Annotated in this window: 18 protein-coding genes; 7 read left to right on the forward strand and 11 right to left on the reverse strand. The window is 68.8% G+C overall.

What is annotated here, in order from left to right; all coding sequences use genetic code 11:
• Positions 1–64 precede the first annotated feature (64 nt).
• The 3 genes from ACFWY6_RS31885 to ACFWY6_RS31895 form a co-directional block, all read right to left on the reverse strand.
• Positions 65–331 carry an exodeoxyribonuclease VII small subunit gene (locus tag ACFWY6_RS31885; protein WP_384697733.1) on the reverse strand — a complete coding sequence of 89 codons (267 nt, stop codon included), beginning with the start codon at positions 329–331 and terminating at the stop codon, positions 65–67.
• Positions 332–340: 9 nt separating this feature from the next.
• Entirely contained in the window at positions 341–1,558 is a 1,218-nt protein-coding gene (gene xseA, locus ACFWY6_RS31890; RefSeq protein WP_384697736.1) for an exodeoxyribonuclease VII large subunit, read from the reverse strand.
• 251 nt (positions 1,559–1,809) lie between these two features.
• Complete coding sequence (locus ACFWY6_RS31895; RefSeq protein ID WP_384697739.1) at positions 1,810–3,204, reverse strand: APC family permease; 1,395 nt, start codon at positions 3,202–3,204, stop codon at positions 1,810–1,812.
• Positions 3,205–3,289: 85 nt separating this feature from the next.
• Here ACFWY6_RS31895 and ACFWY6_RS31900 point away from each other — a divergent pair, with 85 nt between their 5' ends.
• Both ACFWY6_RS31900 and ppgK read left to right on the forward strand, forming a co-directional pair.
• Positions 3,290–4,276 (forward strand): 4-hydroxy-3-methylbut-2-enyl diphosphate reductase, encoded by a 987-nt coding sequence (locus tag ACFWY6_RS31900; protein WP_266870440.1) that lies wholly within the window; start codon positions 3,290–3,292, stop codon positions 4,274–4,276.
• A gap of 30 nt (positions 4,277–4,306) precedes the next feature.
• Positions 4,307–5,050, forward strand: a complete 744-nt coding sequence (ppgK, locus tag ACFWY6_RS31905; protein ID WP_266870441.1) for a polyphosphate--glucose phosphotransferase — start codon at positions 4,307–4,309, stop codon at positions 5,048–5,050.
• Positions 5,051–5,062: 12 nt separating this feature from the next.
• Here the strand turns inward: ppgK and ACFWY6_RS31910 are convergent, their stop codons facing one another.
• On the reverse strand, positions 5,063–5,701 hold the full coding sequence (locus tag ACFWY6_RS31910; RefSeq protein WP_384697744.1) for a DUF6542 domain-containing protein: 639 nt from the start codon (positions 5,699–5,701) through the stop codon (positions 5,063–5,065).
• Between the two features lie 199 nt (positions 5,702–5,900).
• Between ACFWY6_RS31910 and ychF the strand changes: the two genes are divergently transcribed.
• From ychF to ACFWY6_RS31925, 3 genes are all read left to right on the forward strand, one after another.
• Positions 5,901–6,989, forward strand: coding sequence for a redox-regulated ATPase YchF (ychF, locus tag ACFWY6_RS31915; protein ID WP_361811385.1), 1,089 nt, complete (start codon positions 5,901–5,903; stop codon positions 6,987–6,989).
• Between the two features lie 198 nt (positions 6,990–7,187).
• Positions 7,188–7,469, forward strand: coding sequence for a type II toxin-antitoxin system Phd/YefM family antitoxin (locus ACFWY6_RS31920; RefSeq protein WP_384697748.1), 282 nt, complete (start codon positions 7,188–7,190; stop codon positions 7,467–7,469).
• Positions 7,466–7,720, forward strand: a complete 255-nt coding sequence (locus tag ACFWY6_RS31925) for a Txe/YoeB family addiction module toxin (protein WP_009321768.1) — start codon at positions 7,466–7,468, stop codon at positions 7,718–7,720. Before ACFWY6_RS31920 ends, ACFWY6_RS31925 begins: the two co-directional genes overlap by 4 nt.
• A gap of 116 nt (positions 7,721–7,836) precedes the next feature.
• Here ACFWY6_RS31925 and ACFWY6_RS31930 read toward each other — a convergent pair whose 3' ends face one another.
• The 4 genes from ACFWY6_RS31930 to fusA all read right to left on the reverse strand — a co-directional run bounded on the left by ACFWY6_RS31930 (position 7,837) and on the right by fusA (position 14,721).
• Entirely contained in the window at positions 7,837–9,717 is a 1,881-nt protein-coding gene (locus ACFWY6_RS31930) for a DNA/RNA helicase domain-containing protein (protein WP_384697752.1), read from the reverse strand.
• Between the two features lie 110 nt (positions 9,718–9,827).
• Entirely contained in the window at positions 9,828–11,885 is a 2,058-nt protein-coding gene (locus ACFWY6_RS31935) for a DUF2075 domain-containing protein (protein ID WP_384697755.1), read from the reverse strand.
• 160 nt (positions 11,886–12,045) lie between these two features.
• Complete coding sequence (locus tag ACFWY6_RS31940) at positions 12,046–12,174, reverse strand: DUF6408 family protein (RefSeq protein ID WP_234376191.1); 129 nt, start codon at positions 12,172–12,174, stop codon at positions 12,046–12,048.
• A 465-nt stretch (positions 12,175–12,639) separates the two neighbouring features.
• Positions 12,640–14,721 (reverse strand): elongation factor G, encoded by a 2,082-nt coding sequence (gene fusA / locus ACFWY6_RS31945; RefSeq protein WP_384697760.1) that lies wholly within the window; start codon positions 14,719–14,721, stop codon positions 12,640–12,642.
• Between the two features lie 479 nt (positions 14,722–15,200).
• On the opposite strand from fusA, the gene ACFWY6_RS31950 reads away from it, so the two are divergent.
• A complete protein-coding gene (locus tag ACFWY6_RS31950; protein WP_384697763.1) occupies positions 15,201–16,295 on the forward strand; it encodes a S1 family peptidase in 1,095 nt (364 codons plus the stop codon).
• Between the two features lie 22 nt (positions 16,296–16,317).
• Here the strand turns inward: ACFWY6_RS31950 and ACFWY6_RS31955 are convergent, their stop codons facing one another.
• A complete protein-coding gene (locus ACFWY6_RS31955; RefSeq protein ID WP_384697766.1) occupies positions 16,318–16,557 on the reverse strand; it encodes a hypothetical protein in 240 nt (79 codons plus the stop codon).
• Between the two features lie 159 nt (positions 16,558–16,716).
• Here ACFWY6_RS31955 and ACFWY6_RS31960 point away from each other — a divergent pair, with 159 nt between their 5' ends.
• On the forward strand, positions 16,717–16,986 hold the full coding sequence (locus tag ACFWY6_RS31960) for a chaplin (protein WP_384697769.1): 270 nt from the start codon (positions 16,717–16,719) through the stop codon (positions 16,984–16,986).
• Between the two features lie 52 nt (positions 16,987–17,038).
• On the opposite strand, the gene ACFWY6_RS31965 is transcribed toward ACFWY6_RS31960, so the two are convergent.
• Together ACFWY6_RS31965 and ACFWY6_RS31970 are read right to left on the reverse strand one after the other, a co-directional pair.
• Positions 17,039–17,515 (reverse strand): hypothetical protein, encoded by a 477-nt coding sequence (locus ACFWY6_RS31965; RefSeq protein ID WP_384697773.1) that lies wholly within the window; start codon positions 17,513–17,515, stop codon positions 17,039–17,041.
• A 112-nt stretch (positions 17,516–17,627) separates the two neighbouring features.
• On the reverse strand, positions 17,628–18,290 hold the full coding sequence (locus tag ACFWY6_RS31970; protein ID WP_384697776.1) for a vitamin K epoxide reductase family protein: 663 nt from the start codon (positions 18,288–18,290) through the stop codon (positions 17,628–17,630).
• Between the last annotated feature and the right edge of the window lie 148 nt (positions 18,291–18,438).

Raw genomic sequence — 18,438 nt, forward strand, 5'->3', positions numbered from 1 at the left:
AACCGGTGGGGGGGGGGGGGGGGGGGGGCGCCCCCGCCCCCCCCCCCCGCCCGCGAACCCGGGCTCAGCCCTGGTCGTCGTCCCCGTCGCCCTCGGCGTCCCCGTCACCCTCGGGCCCGGCCAAGGCGGCGTCCAGCCTGGCTCGCGCCCCGTCCAGCCACCGCCGGCACACCTTGGACAGCTCCTCGCCCCGCTCCCACAGGGCGAGCGACTCCTCCAGGGTCGTGCCGCCCACCTCCAGGCGGCGTACGACCTCGATGAGCTCGTCCCGCGCCTGCTCGTAGCCGAGCGCGTCCGCCGCGCCGGCGGCCTCGTCCGTCTTGCTGGTCATGTGCCCACCCTAAATGTCGACTTGTACGGTTCGTACGGTGAATTCGCCCTCGGCAACGCGTGCCCGCAACTCCTCGTCGGCGGCGACCTCGTCGGCGGCGCGCACCACGGCGCCGTCCGCCTTCTGCAGCACCGCGTACCCCCGCTGGAGGGTCGCGGCGGGGGAGAGGGCCACCACGCGCGCGTGGGTGTGCGTGAGCTCCGAACCGGCGCGGTCCAGGAGATGCCCGAGCGTGCGGCGGCTGCGGTCCACGAGCGCCGAGACCTGCTCCTCGCGCTCCTCGACCATGCGGTGCGGGTTCTCCATGGAAGGGCGGGCGAGGGCGTGCGCGAGCCCGCGGTCCTCGCGCTGCAGGAAGGCGTCGATGCTGCGCCGCGCCCGGTCCCGCAGCCAGCGCACCCGCTCGTGCTCCTCGCCGACGTCCGGCACGACCTTCTTGGCGGCATCCGTCGGCGTCGAGGCGCGCAGATCGGCGACGTAATCGAGCAGCGGATTGTCCGGCTCGTGCCCGATGGCGGAGACGACGGGCGTACGGCACGAGGCGACGGCCCGCACCAGCTGCTCGTCCGAGAACGGCAGCAGATCCTCGACGCTGCCGCCACCGCGCGCCACGATGATCACGTCGACGTCATCGAGCGCGTCGAGGTCCTTCACGGCCTGCACGACCTGCGGAACGGCGTGCACGCCCTGGACGGGCACATTGCGCACCTCGAAGCGGACGGCGGGCCAGCGGTGCCGGGCGTTCTCCAGCACGTCCCGCTCGGCGGCGGAAGCGCGCCCCGTGACGAGCCCGATGAGCTGGGGCAGGAAGGGCAGGGCCTGCTTCCGCTCGGCGGCGAACAACCCCTCCCCGGCAAGGCTCTTCTTCAACTGCTCGATCCGGGCAAGCAGTTCCCCAACACCCACCGGCTTTATCTCGGAGGCCCGCAGGGAGAGCTGCCCACGAGGCGCGTACCACTCGGGCTTGGCGAGTACGACGACACGGGCACCTTCGGAGACGACGTCGGCGACGGCGTCGAACACCTGCCGATAGCAGGTGACGCTGACCGAGATGTCGTGGGACGGATCCCGCAGCGTCATAAAAACGACCCCGGCACCGGGCCGCCGCGACAACTGCGTGATCTGCCCCTCGACCCACACGGCACCAAGCCGATCGATCCACCCCCCGATGAGCCGAGACACCTCACCCACGGGCAACGGAGCATCAGCAGACGTATTGAGAGCCATCCCCCGAGCGTATAGGCCCCCTATGACACGTCAGCCCCCTAAACCCATCCCCAACTGGCCCGCGCCCCCCAGGCCGACCACCAACGCCCACCCACCGACCCGAAGCCCATTGACCCACGGACCCGACGCCACCCACTGGCCCCCACCCCCGCACCGCAGGGCAATCGGGTGGGTGGGTGGGAAAGATCCGCCGCGAAGCGGCGGCCCAGTCCGGAGCCGACCCGCAGAGACCGCGCAGCGGCAGTCGGCGGCTACATGGACTCCCGCCGAGCCCTCTGGGCAACCAGCACCACAAGCCCCACCGCGAACCAGATCAACCCCACCACCTGCGCGGACCCCGCAGCCTCCACGATCACAGCGACAGTGATCGCAGCCCCCAGCACAGGGACGAGCAAGTGCCGCCACCAGCTGAAGGCCCCCTCACGCCGCCGCACCACGAACCACCCCACCACGCTCGCGTGCAACAGCACGAACGCCGTCAGCGCCCCGATGTCGACCACCGACACCAGGTGGTCCATCCCGTCGTCCCGCCGAGCCGCCCACACCGCGGCCACCATCGTCACCACGGCCGCGCACAACAGCGCGACCCGCGGCGTACCGGAATCCGTCCGCGACAGCGCCCGCGGCAGCCGCCGGTCCCGCGCCATGGCGAAGAGCAGCCGCCCCGCCGCCGCCTGCCCGGCGAGCGCCGCGAACGCCGCGCCGATCGCCTTGCTGACGGCCACCGTGTCGTGCAGCCAGTCACCCACCGCCGAGTCGACGGCATCGTAGAAAGCGGACCCCTGTTTGACCGGCTCCGCCGCGAGCTCCGCGGACGACAGCGGCTCCAGGAGGGCGACCAGATAGGTCTGGGCGATGAACAGCACACCCGCGAGCGCCAGACAGAACAGCACCGCCCGCGCCACCTTCGCCGAACCCCCCGTCACCTCCTCCGCGAACGAGGCGATCGCATCGAAGCCCAGATACGAGAGCACCGCCACCGACACCGCCCCCACGACCGCCGACAGCGCGAACGCCCCCTGCGAGCCGTCCCCGGTCAGCGGCGACAGCCAGTCCCGCTCGGCCCCGTCCTGCGCCAGCACGACGATCGCCGACACGATGAAGACGAGCAGGACCACGATCTCCATGGCGAGCACGAGGAACCCCACCCGCGCAGCCGCCCGCACGCCCCACAGGTTCAGCGCGGTCGTCACCAGGACCGCGATCGCCGTCCACACCCACCGGGACACGGAAGGCACCAGCGCCTCCATCGCGATCCCGGAGAAGAGATACGCCACCGCCGGAATCAACAGATAGTCCAGCATCGCCATCCACCCGGCGATGAACCCGGCCCCGTTGCCGAGCCCCACGCGCGCGTACGCGAAGACGGAGCCCGCCTGGGGGACCACCCGCACCATCTGGGCGTAACTGAAAGCGGTGAACGCCATGGCGATCGTGGCGATGACGTAGACGAGCGCGACGGCCCCGTGCGACTTGGCGTCGAGCGTCCCGAAGACACCGACCGGCGCCATGGGGGCGATGAACAGCAGTCCGTAGACGACGAGATCGCGGAAGCCGAGACTGCGCCGAAGCCCGTCCCCTTCGACAGCGGTGCCGGTACCGGTACCAGGACCGGAATCGGCCGCACTGTCTGAGTTACCGGACATCTCGCCTCCGTAAGTGAACGCGGACCCCCAGTCTCCCCAAGAAGGCGATCTTTGACGCGCTGGGCTCGGCCTTACGATGGTGGGTATGACTGCTTCGACTCCTGCCCGCCGAGTCCTGCTCGCCGCCCCCCGCGGCTACTGCGCGGGTGTGGACCGTGCCGTGATCGCCGTCGAGAAGGCCCTTGAGCAGTACGGGTCCCCGATCTATGTCCGCCACGAGATCGTGCACAACAAGTACGTGGTGCAGACCCTGGAGAAGAAGGGCGCGATCTTCGTCGAGGAGACGGCGGAGGTCCCCGAGGGCTCCATCGTCATGTTCTCCGCGCACGGCGTCGCCCCGACCGTCCACGCCGAGGCCGCCGAGCGGAAGCTCGCCACCATCGACGCCACGTGCCCCCTCGTCACGAAGGTCCACAAAGAAGCGGTCCGCTTCGCCAAGGACGACTTCGACATCCTCCTGATCGGCCACGAGGGCCACGAGGAGGTCATCGGCACGTCCGGTGAGGCGCCCGACCACATCACGCTGGTCGACGGCCCCGACGACGTCGCGAACGTCGAGGTCCGCGACCCCGACAAGGTCGTCTGGCTCTCCCAGACCACGCTCTCGGTCGACGAGACGATGGAGACGGTAGACGCCCTGAAGACGAAGTTCCCGGGCCTCATCTCCCCTCCGAGCGACGACATCTGCTACGCCACGCAGAACCGCCAGATCGCCGTGAAGAAGCTCGCCGAGGACGCCGATCTCGTCATCGTCGTCGGCTCCAAGAACTCCTCGAACTCGATCCGCATGGTCGAGGTCGCCCTGGAGGCGGGCGTGCCGGCGTCGCACCTCGTCGACAACGCCGACGAGATCGACGAGGCCTGGCTGGAGGGCGTGACCACGGTCGGCCTGACCTCGGGCGCATCCGTTCCCGACGTCCTGGTGGACGGCGTCATCGAGTGGCTCGCCGAGCGGGGCTACGGCGACGTGGAAACGGTGAAGACGGCCGAGGAGTCCATCACCTTCTCGCTGCCCAAGGAGCTCCGCCGCGACCTGCGCGCGGAGGCGGCGGAACTCTCCGCCGAGAAGTGACCGTCAGTCCGGCGTCGTAACGTGGTGTCCATGCAGATCTTCGGTGTGGACATCGGCGGATCCGGGATCAAGGGCGCTCCCGTTGACCTGGACCGCGGAGACCTGGCACAAGAGCGGCACAAGGTCCTGACCCCGCATCCGGCCACGCCCGACGGCGTGGCCGACAAGGTGCGCGAGGTCGTCGAGCACTTCGCCTGGAAGGGCCCGGTCGGCGCCACGTTCCCCGGTGTGATCACCGACGGCACGGCGCGCACGGCGGCCAACGTCGACAAGAGCTGGATCGGTACGGACATCCAGGCCCTGGCGTCCGACCGGCTCGGCGGCGTCCCCGTCACCGTCCTGAACGACGCGGACGCGGCGGGCGTCGCCGAGATGCACTTCGGCGCGGGCCGCGGCCACAAGGGCACGGTCCTGCTGCTCACCTTCGGCACCGGCATCGGCAGCGCCCTCTTCACCGGCGGTCGCCTGGTGCCGAACACGGAGCTCGGCCACCTCGAACTGCACGGCCACGACGCGGAGAAGCGCGCCTCGTCCAAGGCCAAGGAGGACGAGGACCTGAGCTGGGAGCACTGGGCGCGCAGGGTCCAGAAGTACCTGGCACACGTCGAGATGCTGTTCTCGCCCGAGCTCGTCATCATCGGCGGCGGTGTGAGCCGCAAGGCCGAGAAGTTCCTGCCCCTGATCAAGGGCATCCGCGCGGAGCTGGTCCCGGCCCAGCTGCAGAACAACGCGGGCATCGTGGGCGCGGCGATGGCGGCCGCGGGCGAGGCCTAGAGCCCGTAGGGGTTACGTGGTGGGCATCCGCCGCCGAGGGGCCCGCGGCCCGGCGGCGGCAGCAGCGGCCCGCGCCCGCCGCCGCTGCGCCAGGAACCTGATCCGCCGGACGATCACGAGGACCCCGGCGACCAGCGTCCCCCCGTACAGCCAGCCCGCGTGCAGCGCGAGCGCGGTGATCATCCCCATGAATTGCCCGCCGAAGCCGCCGCTGCCCCCCGAGACCGGCGGCAGCCCGGCCACGAAGGCGATCGGCACCGCGACCGGCGCGGTCACCAGGTCGACCGGCCGCACCCAGAGCGCGGTCAGCGCGCTCACGGGCACGAAGAGCACCCCGTACGCGACGAGCGACCCGTTCGAGCTGCCGAAGAACAGCCACAGCAGACAGGCGAGCAGAAACATCGTCGCGGCACAGAAGAGCCCGGACCCGAGCCCGGTCAGACGCGGGTTGGGCATCCGGCGCAGCGAGCGGTAGAAGCGATAGAGCGGCAGCATGCGCAGTTTGCGTACGAAGGGCGGGGCGGGACGGCGGGGGCGGGACGCGGCGCGGTAGACCGCCGACGATTCGGCGGGCCTGCCCTGCGGGGGCAGGGGCGCGGTGCGCCGCGGCCGGGCCGGATGCTGAGGGGGACGCGTCCTGTGTTGCTCCACCGGACCAACCTAGGTCGACCCATACTGATAATCCTGCCTGGGACACGCCCTTTGGCCGACCTTGGCCAAGCGTTCGATCCGCGAGCGGTACGCCGACGAGGGCCGGGCCCGCACGCCGTAGACTGGGGGATCGCCCCACGGTCGCTCTCCGGCCCTCAGGGCCGTCCACCCACAGCCCTCACGTACGGGAAGTCGCAACGTGTCGCTCACGATCGGAATCGTCGGTCTGCCCAATGTCGGCAAGTCGACCCTGTTCAACGCCCTGACCAAGAACGACGTGCTTGCGGCCAACTACCCGTTCGCCACGATCGAGCCCAACGTAGGCGTGGTCGGCGTCCCCGACCCCCGCCTCACCCAGCTCGCCGAAATCTTCAGCTCGCAGAAGATCCTTCCCGCCACGGTCGACTTCGTCGACATCGCGGGCATCGTGCGCGGCGCCAGCGAGGGCGAGGGCCTGGGCAACAAGTTCCTCGCGAACATCCGCGAGTCGGACGCGATCTGCCAGGTCATCCGCGCCTTCAAGGACGAGAACGTCGTCCACGTGGACGGCAAGGTCTCCCCGAAGAACGACATCGAGACCATCAACACCGAGCTGATCCTCGCCGACCTCCAGACCATCGAGAAGGTCCTCCCTCGCCTCCAGAAGGAGTCGCGGATCAAGAAGGACATCGCCCCGAAGGTGAAGGCGGTCGAGGAGGCCCAGGCGATCCTGGAGCGCGGCGACACGCTCTTCTCCGCGGGCATCGTCCAGGGCTCGGGCAACGAGGAACTCCTGCACGACCTGCACCTCCTCACCACCAAGCCCTTCCTCTACGTCTTCAACGTGGACGAGGACGAGCTGACGGACGACGACTTCAAGGCCGAGCAGCGCGCCCTGGTCGCCCCCGCCGAGGCGATCTTCCTCAACGCCAAGCTGGAGGCGGACCTCGCCGAGCTGGACGACGACGAGGCCCTCGAACTCCTCCAGTCGGTCGGCCAGGAAGAGCCCGGCCTCGCCACCCTCGCCCACGTCGGCTTCCGCACCCTCGGCCTCCAGACCTACCTCACGGCAGGCCCCAAGGAATCCCGCGCCTGGACGATCCCCCAGGGCGCGACGGCCCCCGAGGCGGCCGGCGTGATCCACACGGACTTCCAGAAGGGCTTCATCAAGGCCGAGGTCATCTCCTTCGCGGACCTGGTCGAAACGGGCTCGGTCGCCGACGCCCGCGCGGCCGGCAAGGCGCGCATGGAGGGCAAGGAGTATGTGATGCAGGACGGGGACGTGGTGGAGTTCCGCTTCAACGTGTGAGCGGATGAAGTAACACCATGTTGGCGACCTGGCAAACATGCAGGTCAAGTGGGGTCGGCTCCTCCGGGTGCCGGCCCCTTGCTGTTTCCCGTGCTGGGATGGTGCTGGGTTTTCTGGTGGTCCGTCACCTAGTTGGCCCTGTTTGTGCAACCGCGAGTGGTACGTTATTCGGTACCACTTGATGTAGGGAGTCAGCTTATGTCGATAACTGCGAGCGAAGCCCGCAAGGCTCTCTTTCCGCTGATCAAGAAGGTCAACGACGACCACGAGGCCATCGAGATCGTCTCCAAGCATGGCAACGCCGTGCTTGTCTCGGCCGAGGACTACGCGGCACTGCGCGAGGGCTCGTACCTGCTGCGCTCGCCTGCGAACGCACGGCGACTGCTCAAGGCGTACGAGAATGCCCTGAGCAACGTCAATGTGTCGGAGCGCGAGCTGATCGATTCAGATGTGGCGGATCCTGCTGCGGGTGACGCGTGAGGCTTGTCTTCGAGGATCAGGGCTGGGAGGACTACACGTCCTGGCTCAAGAACGACCGCAAGATGCTCGCTCGGATCAACAAGCTCATCGAGGACGTCAAGCGTGACCCCTTCACGGGGATCGGCAAGCCCGAGCCGTTGAAGTACCACTTGCCCGGGGCGTGGTCGAGACGGATCGACGATGAGCACCGCCTTGTGTACCTGGTCACGGACAAGGAGATCGTGATCCTCGCGGCTCGCTATCACTACTGAACGCAGGGCGTCCGTTTTGCATTGCCGGTCTCGTGCGGGGTGGTGGAGAGAGTTGCGCCGCCCTTGGGCCTGCCGTCGGCGGGCTCGGCGTTCCGTGCCAGACGAGGGTTAGTGGATCACACGGCAGCGAGGTCAGCGGTCGCACCGGTCAGCTCCCGCAGCTTTTCGCGTGTCTCGGCATCGGTTGAGTACACCACCGTGCCGATCATTCCCCGCGTCAGCAGCACCTTGTACGTGTTGCGGATCAGCCGGTCCACATCGGCGTCCGGGGTGGACATCTTGAAGACCGGATCCTTGGACGCTGAACGATCGGTGACCCAGCGGTCGCCGCGCCACACCAGGTCGGGACCTATGATGACGCCACTCCAGTCGTACTCGAAGCCCTGCGCGGTGTACACGCAGCCCACTTGCCCGAAACCGGCCGGATCGGTTGCCCACAGCGCGGCCGGAGGCGCGCCCTCGACGGACCGATCACCGAAGACGTTCCAGGGCCGTTCCCACTCCCCGATGACGACGTCCGCGGGCAGCGCCTGCCCGGGTGGCACCTTCTTCGTCCACTTCCAGCAGTAGCCTGCGGACATGCGCGCGCTGTACCCCTGCGAGCGACGGTTGTCGAGGAACGCCTCCAACTCCTGAGGGCTGTCTGCGACCGTGAGGTGCATCTTGTCGTCGGGTTCCCATTCCACCGGGCCGCCTGGCTCAAGGCCCAACAGCCGTACCACCCAGCGCAGATATGCGTCGCTGCCACCGCACCGGAACTGGCTGTCCAGCGGCACCACCCAACATTGGAGCCCCTTCTTCGCGGCGGCTGCCTTGATCTCCGCGACCGTGCCCATTTCGCCGGGCCGAACGACCTGATGCTCGTCGAGTAGGAAGACCGGGACGCGTGCCGCGTCGATAAGTTCCTCGATCTGGGCTTTGCCGGTGCGGTTCGACGCCGGTGTGTAGCGGTTGGCCGATGTCTCCCGGATGCGATGGGCCTCGTCGCAGATCAGGACATCGAGGCCGTTGCGCTCGGCGGTCATGAAGCTGTTGAAGTATTTGAAGAGGTCCTGCACCTCACGCTTCCGGGCCCCAGCGACCTTCCTCATGGTCGTCGTGAACGAGTTGGAGCCCGTCGCGTGCAGCGCGGTGGTGCCCTGCCGGTACAGCTCACCGAGGAGCGACAAGGCGATGACGCTCTTGCCGGTGCCGGGCCCGCCGGTGACGATCACGACCTCCTTGTGGTCGGATTGCTTGGCGCGGCGGACGGCATTCAGGACAGTGCGGTACGCGATCTGCTGCTCGTCCAGCAGGACGAACTGCTCGCGTTCACGGACCTCTTGGGCAGCCACCGCCATGAGTTGCTTGGACGGCCCGATCTTCCCGTTGACGAGCTCGTCGGCGGCCGAAGCACCTGACTCCGGCGCCAGCTTCGCACGCAGATAGGCGATGAACTCGCTGCGTCGCGCACCGATGAAGAGCTGGCCGTACTGGTTTTGCTCCGCCTCGAAAAGCCCGCCGACGCCAAACTCGGTGGCGTTGTGCAGGTATGCGGCGCCGTTGACGCGTTCCGGGTGCTTGGCCAGGGCTCCGTTGAAGGAGACGAGGTACTCGCAGTAGCCGCGTACCTGGTCGACTGGATTCAGCACCGCCCGAGCGTATGAGTCGATGCGGCACAGCGACGGATCGTCGTCGTCCGGCTCCGCGCTGCTCCACTGCTTCAGCTCCACGATGACGTAAGACGGCAGCCCCGTCTTGGGGTGCACACCGGCCAGCACGGCATCGGCCCGCTTGCTGTTCAGCGGCAGTCCGTACTCCAGGAGCACCTCCACCTGCCCGAGACCGGCATCGTTGAGCGCGCTCGCGAGCGCGGGGATGCTCCGCTCCCACGAGCGGACTTCGGATGGACCGGGCTTGTGGCCGTGCACGTGCACGAACTGCTCCGTCAAGCGGAAGAACAGGGCACCGGAGTGGCACTCGGCGGCGACCGCTGCGGCAGAGTCGCGGAACAGCAAGACATGCCCCCAGGCAGCACGAAGAATCTCGTGCGGGTGGGGGCATGTCCTTCGTGACTCCGCCAGGCGGAGCGGAAGCCCGGCGGGCCGCAGCTACGTCGGGATCAAGGTTACCTGTGCCGTCTGCGGTAGGCAGGTGGCAGCTGTGATCCTTCAGCGGTGAGCTTCGGCTGGGCGCCGTCGTAGTGCTGCATGCCGATGGCGCCTGTGATGAGCCGGCGCAGTTCGTTGTGTGTCGCCGGGTCGACCGCGTAGACCACGGTGCCGACCACGCCGCGGGTGAGGAGCACGTGGTAGGCGTTGAGGACGCACCGGGTGACGATCGCGTCGTCGATTGGACCCCGGAAGGCGGGATCGCAGGAAGCACTCCGCTCCACCTTGAACTTCCCCTCACGGAAGAGCAGATCGGGTCCGATGATGACGCCGTTCCAGTCGTACTCGAAGGTCTGTGCTGTATAGACGCAGCCGATCTGGTCGACACCACGGCGATCGGTCGACCACAGGTCCGACCGTGGTGCGTTCGGGACGCTGTGCTCCGGCTTCACGTTCCAAGGCCGGCGCCAGTCCCCGATGTGTACGTCATCGACAAGCTGTTCTCCGTCCGGGTTGCTCCACGGCCAGCAGAAGCCCGCGGTGATACGGGCCGTGGCCCCTTCCAGATGGCGCTCCCGGATGAACCGCTCCATCTGCTCGGGGGAGTCGGCGACCGTCAGCATCATCCTCCCGTCCGGTCGCCAGGCCACCGGATCGGAGGCGTCAAGGCCCAGCAGTTGTTGGACCCAGCGCTGGTACCGCTTGCTGCCGCCCGCTCGGAACGTGCCCTCCAGATCGGTCACTTCGACATCGCAGCCCATGTCCTCGGCGAGCTCTTTGAGATACGTGGCAGTGCCCACCTCGTCCGGGCGGATCGACTGGTGATCGTCGAGCAGGAAAATCGGCACTTTCGCGGCTCTTATCACCTCGGTTGCCTGCGGTCGGTCGTCGTCTCGCAGAATCTTCGGCATCCAACGGTATGTCGAGCTGCGTCGCATGCGGTGCGCCTCGTCGCAGATGAGGACGTCGATGCTGTCCGGTGGGCTCTCGCTGAAGCTGTTGAAATAGCGGTACAGCCTGTTGGCTGCGCGGCGCTTGTCCGCTGTCTGCCCTCGGCGGGCCGTGCTGAGCATGATCTCGCGCAGAGTCTCCGTGTAGGCGTGAGAGCCGCTTGCCAGTACGGCTTCGCGGCCCTTGAGTCCGAGGGCACGCTGCAACTCGAGGGCTACTGCGCTCTTGCCGCTGCCAGGGCCGCCCCGCAGGATGTAGACGCGCTTGACGCCCGCATCGGGAGCCGGGCTGTGGGCGGCTTCGGCGTCGTAGAACAACCCGACGTCGAAACCGGTGAAGTGGGTGGTCTTCTCCAGGTGCCGGGTGATCCGGTCGACCGCGACGTACTGCTCGTCGAGGAGCGTAAGACCGCCACCGACGACAGAGCGCTGACGGGCCACATCGGTGACCTTGAGCAACGGGTCCTGGCGGGCATGCTCCAGTGCGGATGCCGCCCGTTTCCCGGACGCGGCAGCGAATCTCGAAGTAAGTACTCGTCGGAAGCGAGCCAGATCATCGAGCGTGTAGAGGAAGCCGTGGTCGGTCTCGGGCAGACCGAACAGCGCCTCCACGTCCGCGTCACGTGCGTTGTGGAGTAGTGCCACACCCATCAACTGGTCCTCGTTCTCACGAAGATGGGGTAGGTAGCGCATCATGTACTCGCAGTAGCGCTGGACCTGCCGCACCGGATGCAGCTTGTTCTTCCCGTCGCCGAACCCGAGATCGACGGCGATGGGGCACAGAGGGTCCACCGTGGCGTGCCGTACCTGCTTCAGCTCAACCGCAAGGTATGAATCCGTCCCCGTGCCGGGGTGTCGGCCGCACAGCACCAGGTCGACGGCGGAGTTGGTGTGCGGCAGGTCGACCTCGACCTGCACCTCGACTTCGTCGAGCCCGCAGTCCAGCAGAGCTTTGACCACTACGGGGACGCTGTTGTCCCAGGAAGCGATGTCTCCCTGGCCGGCCGTTCCTCCCTTGAGCCGGGAATGCTCGTGAATCAGTTGCTCGGTGAGCGGAAGGTGCGCAGATCCGGCTCGGGCCACGATGAGTCGGCCGAGCTCGGCTGCGGACAGTTGCAGGAGCACGAAGGGTCCCCAGGCACGAGATGACTCGTGCGGGTGGGGGCATGTCCTTCGTGACTTCGCCGAAGCGGAGCGGAAGCCCGTCGGGCCGCAATGACGTTGTGCAGATTACCCGGCCGCAAATGAAGGAGGGCGGGCCGCTGGGGCCCGCCCTCCGCCCGGCTCAGCCGAGGCGGTGCACCACGACCTGTGCCAGAGCCCACGTCAGGTTCGAGCCGAGGCTCGCCGCGATGCCAACCAGGACATCACGGACCCAGGTGCGGCGCTTGGGCATGTACTCGACGGCAACCACAGGAATGCGTCCCCTTCGGTTTGATCGGTGACGGCGCCGGATGGCTCCCGCCGGGAGCGCACCATGGAGCTGCGTCACCGAACCGAAGGGCATTGCGTACTCCCCGGGTCACGTCGCGTACCCCCTCCGGGGAGGGCACGCGGTGCATGGCAACGGTAGTACACGACTGGACAGCGTAGGTAAGGAGTTAATACACAGGCACTGACGAGTCGGTGGTGTGAGGGGGATGGACGCGTTGAGGAAGGTCGGTCGGGCATCTGAGCTGCCCATGGTGCCGGGATGGAACGCCCGTGCTGGGATCGTGCTGGGATGACCCCCGCCAAACCCACGTTTCCGCAGGTGGGAGCTCTGCGCTACGGATTCCGGTTCAACGTCTGACTTCCGCCGAGCATCCGCCCCCGGACGCTCGCCAGCCCGCACCGACGACGGCCCCCCCCCCCCAAGGGGCGGGGCCGTCCCCGCGCGCTACCGAACCAGCACCCCGGCCGGCACCACCGCGTACCCCGTGGGCCGAGTCGTGAACGTCCCCCGGCCCTGCGTACGGCCGCGCAGGCGCGACGCATAGCCGAACAGCTCGGCCAGCGGCACCGTTGCCGTGAGGACCGCCGTGCCGGCCCGCGTGGTCGAGGCCGAGACGCGGCCGCGGCGCGCCGCGAGGTCGCCGAGCACGGCCCCGACGGCGTCGTCCGGCACCGTGGCCGTCAGCTCGACGACCGGTTCGAGCAGGGCCGTCTCGGCGGCCCGCAGCGCCTCACGGAGCGCGAAGCGGCCCGCCGTGCGGAACGCCATCTCCGAGGAGTCCTTGGAGTGGGTCGCCCCGTCGGTCAGCGTCACCCGCAGCCCCGTCACCGGATGGCCGCCGAGCGGGCCCTCGGCGAGAGCGTCCCGGCAACCGGCCTCCACCGCACGGACGTACTCCTGCGGCACCCGGCCGCCGACGACCGTGGAGTCGAACACAAAGGCGTGCGCCTCCAGTGGCTCGACATCGAGCACCACATGCGCGAACTGCCCCGCGCCTCCCTCCTGTTTGACATGCCGGTACGTCAGTCCTGACACCCCGCGTACGACCGTCTCCCGGTAGGACACCTGCGGGCGGCCGACCTCGACGTCGAAGCCGTGCGTACGGCGGATCTTCTCCACCGCGACCTCCAGATGCAGTTCGCCCATGCCGGAGAGCACCGTCTGGCCGGTCTCGGCGTCGACCCGCACGGCGAGCGATGGGTCCTCCTCGACCAGGCGGGCCAGCGCCGACGACAGCCGTCCGGTGTCGACGTTCCTGCGGGCCTCGACCGCCACGGAGACCACCGATGCCGTCACCGCGGGCGGTTCGAGGACCAGCGGGGCGTCGGGCGCGCACAGCGTGCTGCCGGCGCGTGCGGACTTCGGGCCGATCACGGCCACGATGTCGCCGGCGGCCGCCCGGTCCAACTCCGCGTGGCGGTCGGCCTGTACGCGCAGGATGCGGCCGATGCGTTCGCCGCGGCCCGTGCCCGCGTTCATCACCGTGTCTCCCTTCGTGATCGTTCCCGAGTACACGCGCAGATACGTCATCCGTCCCGTCGCCGTCGCGTTCACCTTGAAGACGAGGCCGGCGAACGGCGCAGTCGGGTCGGCGGCGCGCTCCTGCACGGCGTCGTCCCAGCTCCCGCGCATCGCCGGTACGTCCTGCGGCGACGGCAGGTAGGACACCACGGCCTCCAGCAGCGGCTCGATGCCGCGGTTGCGGTAGGCCGAGCCGCACAGGACCACCACGCCCTCACCACTGAGGGTGAGATCGCGCAGCGCGGCGGTCAGCGTCCCTGTCGAGAGCGCCGACGTCGTGCAGTACTCCTCCATCGCCGCCGGATGGAGTTCGGCCACCGTCTCCTCCAGCAAGTGCCGCCGCTGGTCCGCCTGTTCGCGCAGGGCCGCGGGGATCGGGACCACTTCGTACGCGTCATGGGTGTCGTACGTGTCGCCGCGGCCCGCGTGCCAGACCTGGGCACGCATCCGCAGCAGGTCCACGACACCGGTGAACTCGTCCTCCTGCCCGATCGGCAGCTGCACCACGAGCGGGACCGTGTGCAGCCGCTCCCGTATCGAGGCGACCGCCGTGTCGAGATCGGCGCCCGCGCGGTCCAGCTTGTTGACGAACGCGATCCGCGGCACGTCGTACCGATCGGCCTGCCGCCACACCGACTCGCTCTGCGGTTCGACGCCCGCTACGGCGTCGAACACCGCGACCGCACCGTCGAGCACCCGCAGCGAACGCTCCACCTCGTCGGCGAAGTCGACATGGCCCGGCGTGTCGATCAGGTTGATCCGGTGGCCGTCCCAGGCACAGCTGACGGCCGCCGCGAAGATGGTGATCCCGCGGTCGCGTTCCTGCGCGTCGAAGTCGGTGACGGTCGTGCCGTCGTGGACCTCGCCTCGCTTGTGGGTGGCGCCGGTGAGGAACAGGATCCGTTCGGTGACGGTGGTCTTGCCGGCGTCGACGTGGGCGAGGATGCCGAGATTGCGGACGTACGCCGATGAACGGGTGGACGGGGCAGGCATGTTGGTGCGCATGGCCCAAGGCCTTTCGGTGTGCTCAGGAGCAGGGCAGCGCGATTTCCGGACGGGACTCCAAAGGGACTCCAAAGGGACTCCAAAGGGACTCCAGCGGAAGAGCGGAAGAGCAGAAGTGCGGAGTCAGCTGTTCGCGTCGCGGAGATTCGGTGACGGCCGCGCAGCCGTCACCGGGCGCACCAAGACACCGGGATCACGTCGTACCGCGACCGGGGCGCGCGGGCAGCAGTGCGGTCACACATGGCCCGGCCCCCTCACTTGAATCGCTCGACGAAAGGCGCACCGCCTTGCCGTCGCGGCGCGCGCACCGAGCCTAAGCGAGCGGTCGGCCGCGGGCACGGGAATTATTCCGCCCTCCGCGTGCGCCCCCATTGAGTCCCACGCGCCTCCCATACGTACGTGGATGCATCAGCGGTCACACCGGGACCGCCAGTCCCTCGTGCCCCCGGTGTGCCCAACACTCATGAGAGGTCAGTGACTTGAGCCATCGACGGGTCAACAAGAGGACCGGTGCGCTGATAGGGGCGGGTGCCGTCGCGATCGCCGCCGCGGCGACGCTGCTCCCGCACGCCAACGCGAGCGGCGCCAAGGACCAGCAGGACCAGGAGGCACGCGCGTACACCCAAAGCTCGGCGGCCCGGGTCGGTACGTCGCTCGCGGCGGACCTCGGGGGCGGCGGCGCGGGCTGGTTCTACGACGGCGAGAAGCGCCGACTGGTCATGAACGTCACCGACGAGAGCTCCGCCGAGCGGGTGCGGGCCGAGGGCGCGGTGGCCAGGGTGGTGGAGAACAGCACCGCCGAGCTGAAGGCCGCGACCGGGACGCTGAGCGACAAGGCCGCGGTGCCCGGCACCTCGTGGTCGATCGACCCGAAGACCAACAAGGTGTCGGTGATCGCGGACCGGACCGTCACGCGCAACGGCCTGGCCCAGCTGAACGCGGCCGCCGAGAGCATGGACGGAATGGTGACCGTCAAGCGGTCGGCGGGGGAGTTCAAGCCGTTCGCGGAGGGCGGGGACGCGATCTTCGGCGGCGGCTCACGCTGCTCGCTCGGGTTCAACGTCACCCTGCAAGGGGAGCCCGCCTTCCTCACCGCGGGCCACTGCGGCAACGCATCGCAGACCTGGACCGGTGATCAGGCAGGCGCCGAACCGCTCGGCACGGTCGTCGAGTCGGTCTTCCCGGAGAGCGACTTCGCCCTGGTGAAGTACGACGACCCGGCCACCGAGGCGCCCAGCTCGGTCGACCTGCAGAACGGCTCGCAGCAGGAGATCACGCAGGCCGCGGAGGCGAGCGTCGGCATGCAGGTGACCCGCAGCGGAAGCACCACGGGGACCTCCGAGGGCACGGTGACCGGCCTGGACGCCACGGTGAACTACGGCAACGGCGACATCGTCAACGGCCTGATCCAGACGGATGTGTGCGCCGAGCCGGGCGACAGCGGCGGCGCCATGTTCTCCGGCGACGCGGCCGTGGGCCTGACATCCGGCGGCAGCGGCGACTGCACATCGGGAGGCGAGACCTTCTTCCAGCCGGTGACCGACGCGCTGAGCGCCACGGGGGCCGAGCTCTGACCGGCCCGGCCCCGCACGCCGGCTACTTCACCGCGGGGACGGAGCCCGTGGCCGGCGCGGCCAGCTCGCTCAGCCTGCCGACGTGACCGGCGATGGTCGGGACCTTGTCCCGGCGCTCCTCGGGAATCCCGGTCCTGGCGAGCCCGTCGATCGTGTCGATGGGGGAGATGGGGGCGGTGGCGGCGTTCGCCGCGGGGGCGGCCAGGGCCGAGGCCCCGGCGGCGAGAGCGACGGCGGCAAGGATGCGTCGTGTTGAAGTCATGTTCTGCGCAACGGCTCTCCCCTGTGGTGGACACGGCCTCACGGCCGATTTCGCCAATGATGTACCTATAAGTTCCGTTACCCGCTGTCAGCGGCGCCGTTGAAAGGAAAGTACGGGCGCGTCCATGCGCCCGTACTCGTCAATGCAAAGGAGAACGTGATGTCTCGCATCGCGAAGGCAGCCGGCGTCGCTCTCGGCACGGGCGCCGTGGTGCTCGGTGGGGCCGGTCTGGCCGCGGCGGACGCGGGTGCCCAGGGCAAGGCCGTCGGCTCTCCCGGCGTCCTGTCGGGGAACCTCGTCCAGGTCCCGGCCCACGTCCCGGCCAACGTCTGCGGCAACACCGTGGACGTCATCGGGGTGCTGAACCCGGCGTTCGCGAACGGCTGCGCAAACAGCGACGGTGGCAAGGGCAAGGGCTACGGCCGCTGACCCTCAACGCGAAGCCCCCGGCGGCGACCACCGCCGGGGGCTTTTGTGTCACTTACGTGAGGCCGACCATGGCTGCCGGCGTCGTCTGCAACAGCGGTGCGTGCAGGGCGGCATGGGGAACCGTCGTCCCGGGGAGGCCCATGCGGTCGCGCCGGGGGCGGGTCAGGGGGGCGCCGATCGAGGCCCCAGGTGTCGAGGTGTTCAGGTCCGATTCCGGTGCGGTGACGTCGAGCGCGTCGACGTCGACTTGGTCGAGCCCGGCATCGCCGAGGGCGTCGGACAGGGGCGCCGCCACCCGGGTCGCGGGCAGTACGGTGCCGAACGGGACCTGCGGCAGGGACGGGTCGGGGAACAGCCGGTCCTCCCCGATCTTCGGGCGGTCGGGCACGCCCGGCCTGGGGATCGGAACGCCGGTGCTGATCTCCGGGACCTGTGTGTCCAGGGCCCATTCCAGGCCGTTGACCGGGATGGCCACGGGGACGTCCTCCGCGGCCTCGGCCGGAGCCGCCGACGCGGTCGCGGCGGCCACGCAGGTGACGAGAGCCGCAAGAGTTCCTCGAGTAGTCGTCTTCATGACCGGGAAACGATCCCGCAGGCGGCATCAGCGCAGAATTCCCCCGGTCGCAGCAATTCCCCGATATTCAGCTGGTCCAGAAGTCCCACCAGCGGGTCAGGATCAGCATCCCGATCACGCCGACGTGCAGCACCGGAAGCACCCAGGTGAATCCGCCGAGGAACGTACGCAGCCCGGAAGGCGCGGGCAGCAGGCCGTTACGGATGTTGAACGACGTCACGTACCAGAACATGACGATCGTGGCGGCCCAGGCCAGAGAGCACCACAGGCAAAGCGAGTTGATCGAGTAGAGCGACTCGTACTGCAGCCAGGTGCAGAACCCCACCCCGAAGAGCGTGCCCGCGTTCAGGGACAGCCAGTACCAGCGCGGGAAGCGGGCCCGGCCCAGCAGGCCCATGCCGATACACATCACGACCGCGTACGCCGCGATGCCCAGCATCGGATTGGGGAACCCGAAGGCGGACGCCTGCTCGCTCTTCATGATGTTGCCGCACGAGACAACGGGATTGAGGCTGCAGCCCGGCGTGAAGTTCGGGTCCTCGAGCAGTTTGAACTTGTCCAGCGTGATGACCCACGCGGCAAGGAGACCCGCTGCCCCCGTGATGACCAGAAGCAGCGCGAAGGCACGGCTGCCGGCGACACCGGGTGGCGCGTCCGCCTGGCGTGGGGGCGCTTCGGACGTACGGACTTCGGGTCGGAACGTACGGGATTCACTCGATGTCGAGGTCATTGCGGAACCGTACCGATGTGTCGTGATATTCCGGGGGCGCCTGTCGCTTGACTGGGTGATTGCGGGCGAGTGATCACGCGATCGGGGAACCTCGCTCGAACGGAACTCCCGGAGAACCCCGAGGGGCCGGGGGGGGGGCAGAGAACAC

Origin of the sequence: Streptomyces sp. NPDC059037 (genome assembly GCF_042740015.1) — a bacterium.
Lineage (GTDB): Bacteria > Actinomycetota > Actinomycetes > Streptomycetales > Streptomycetaceae > Streptomyces.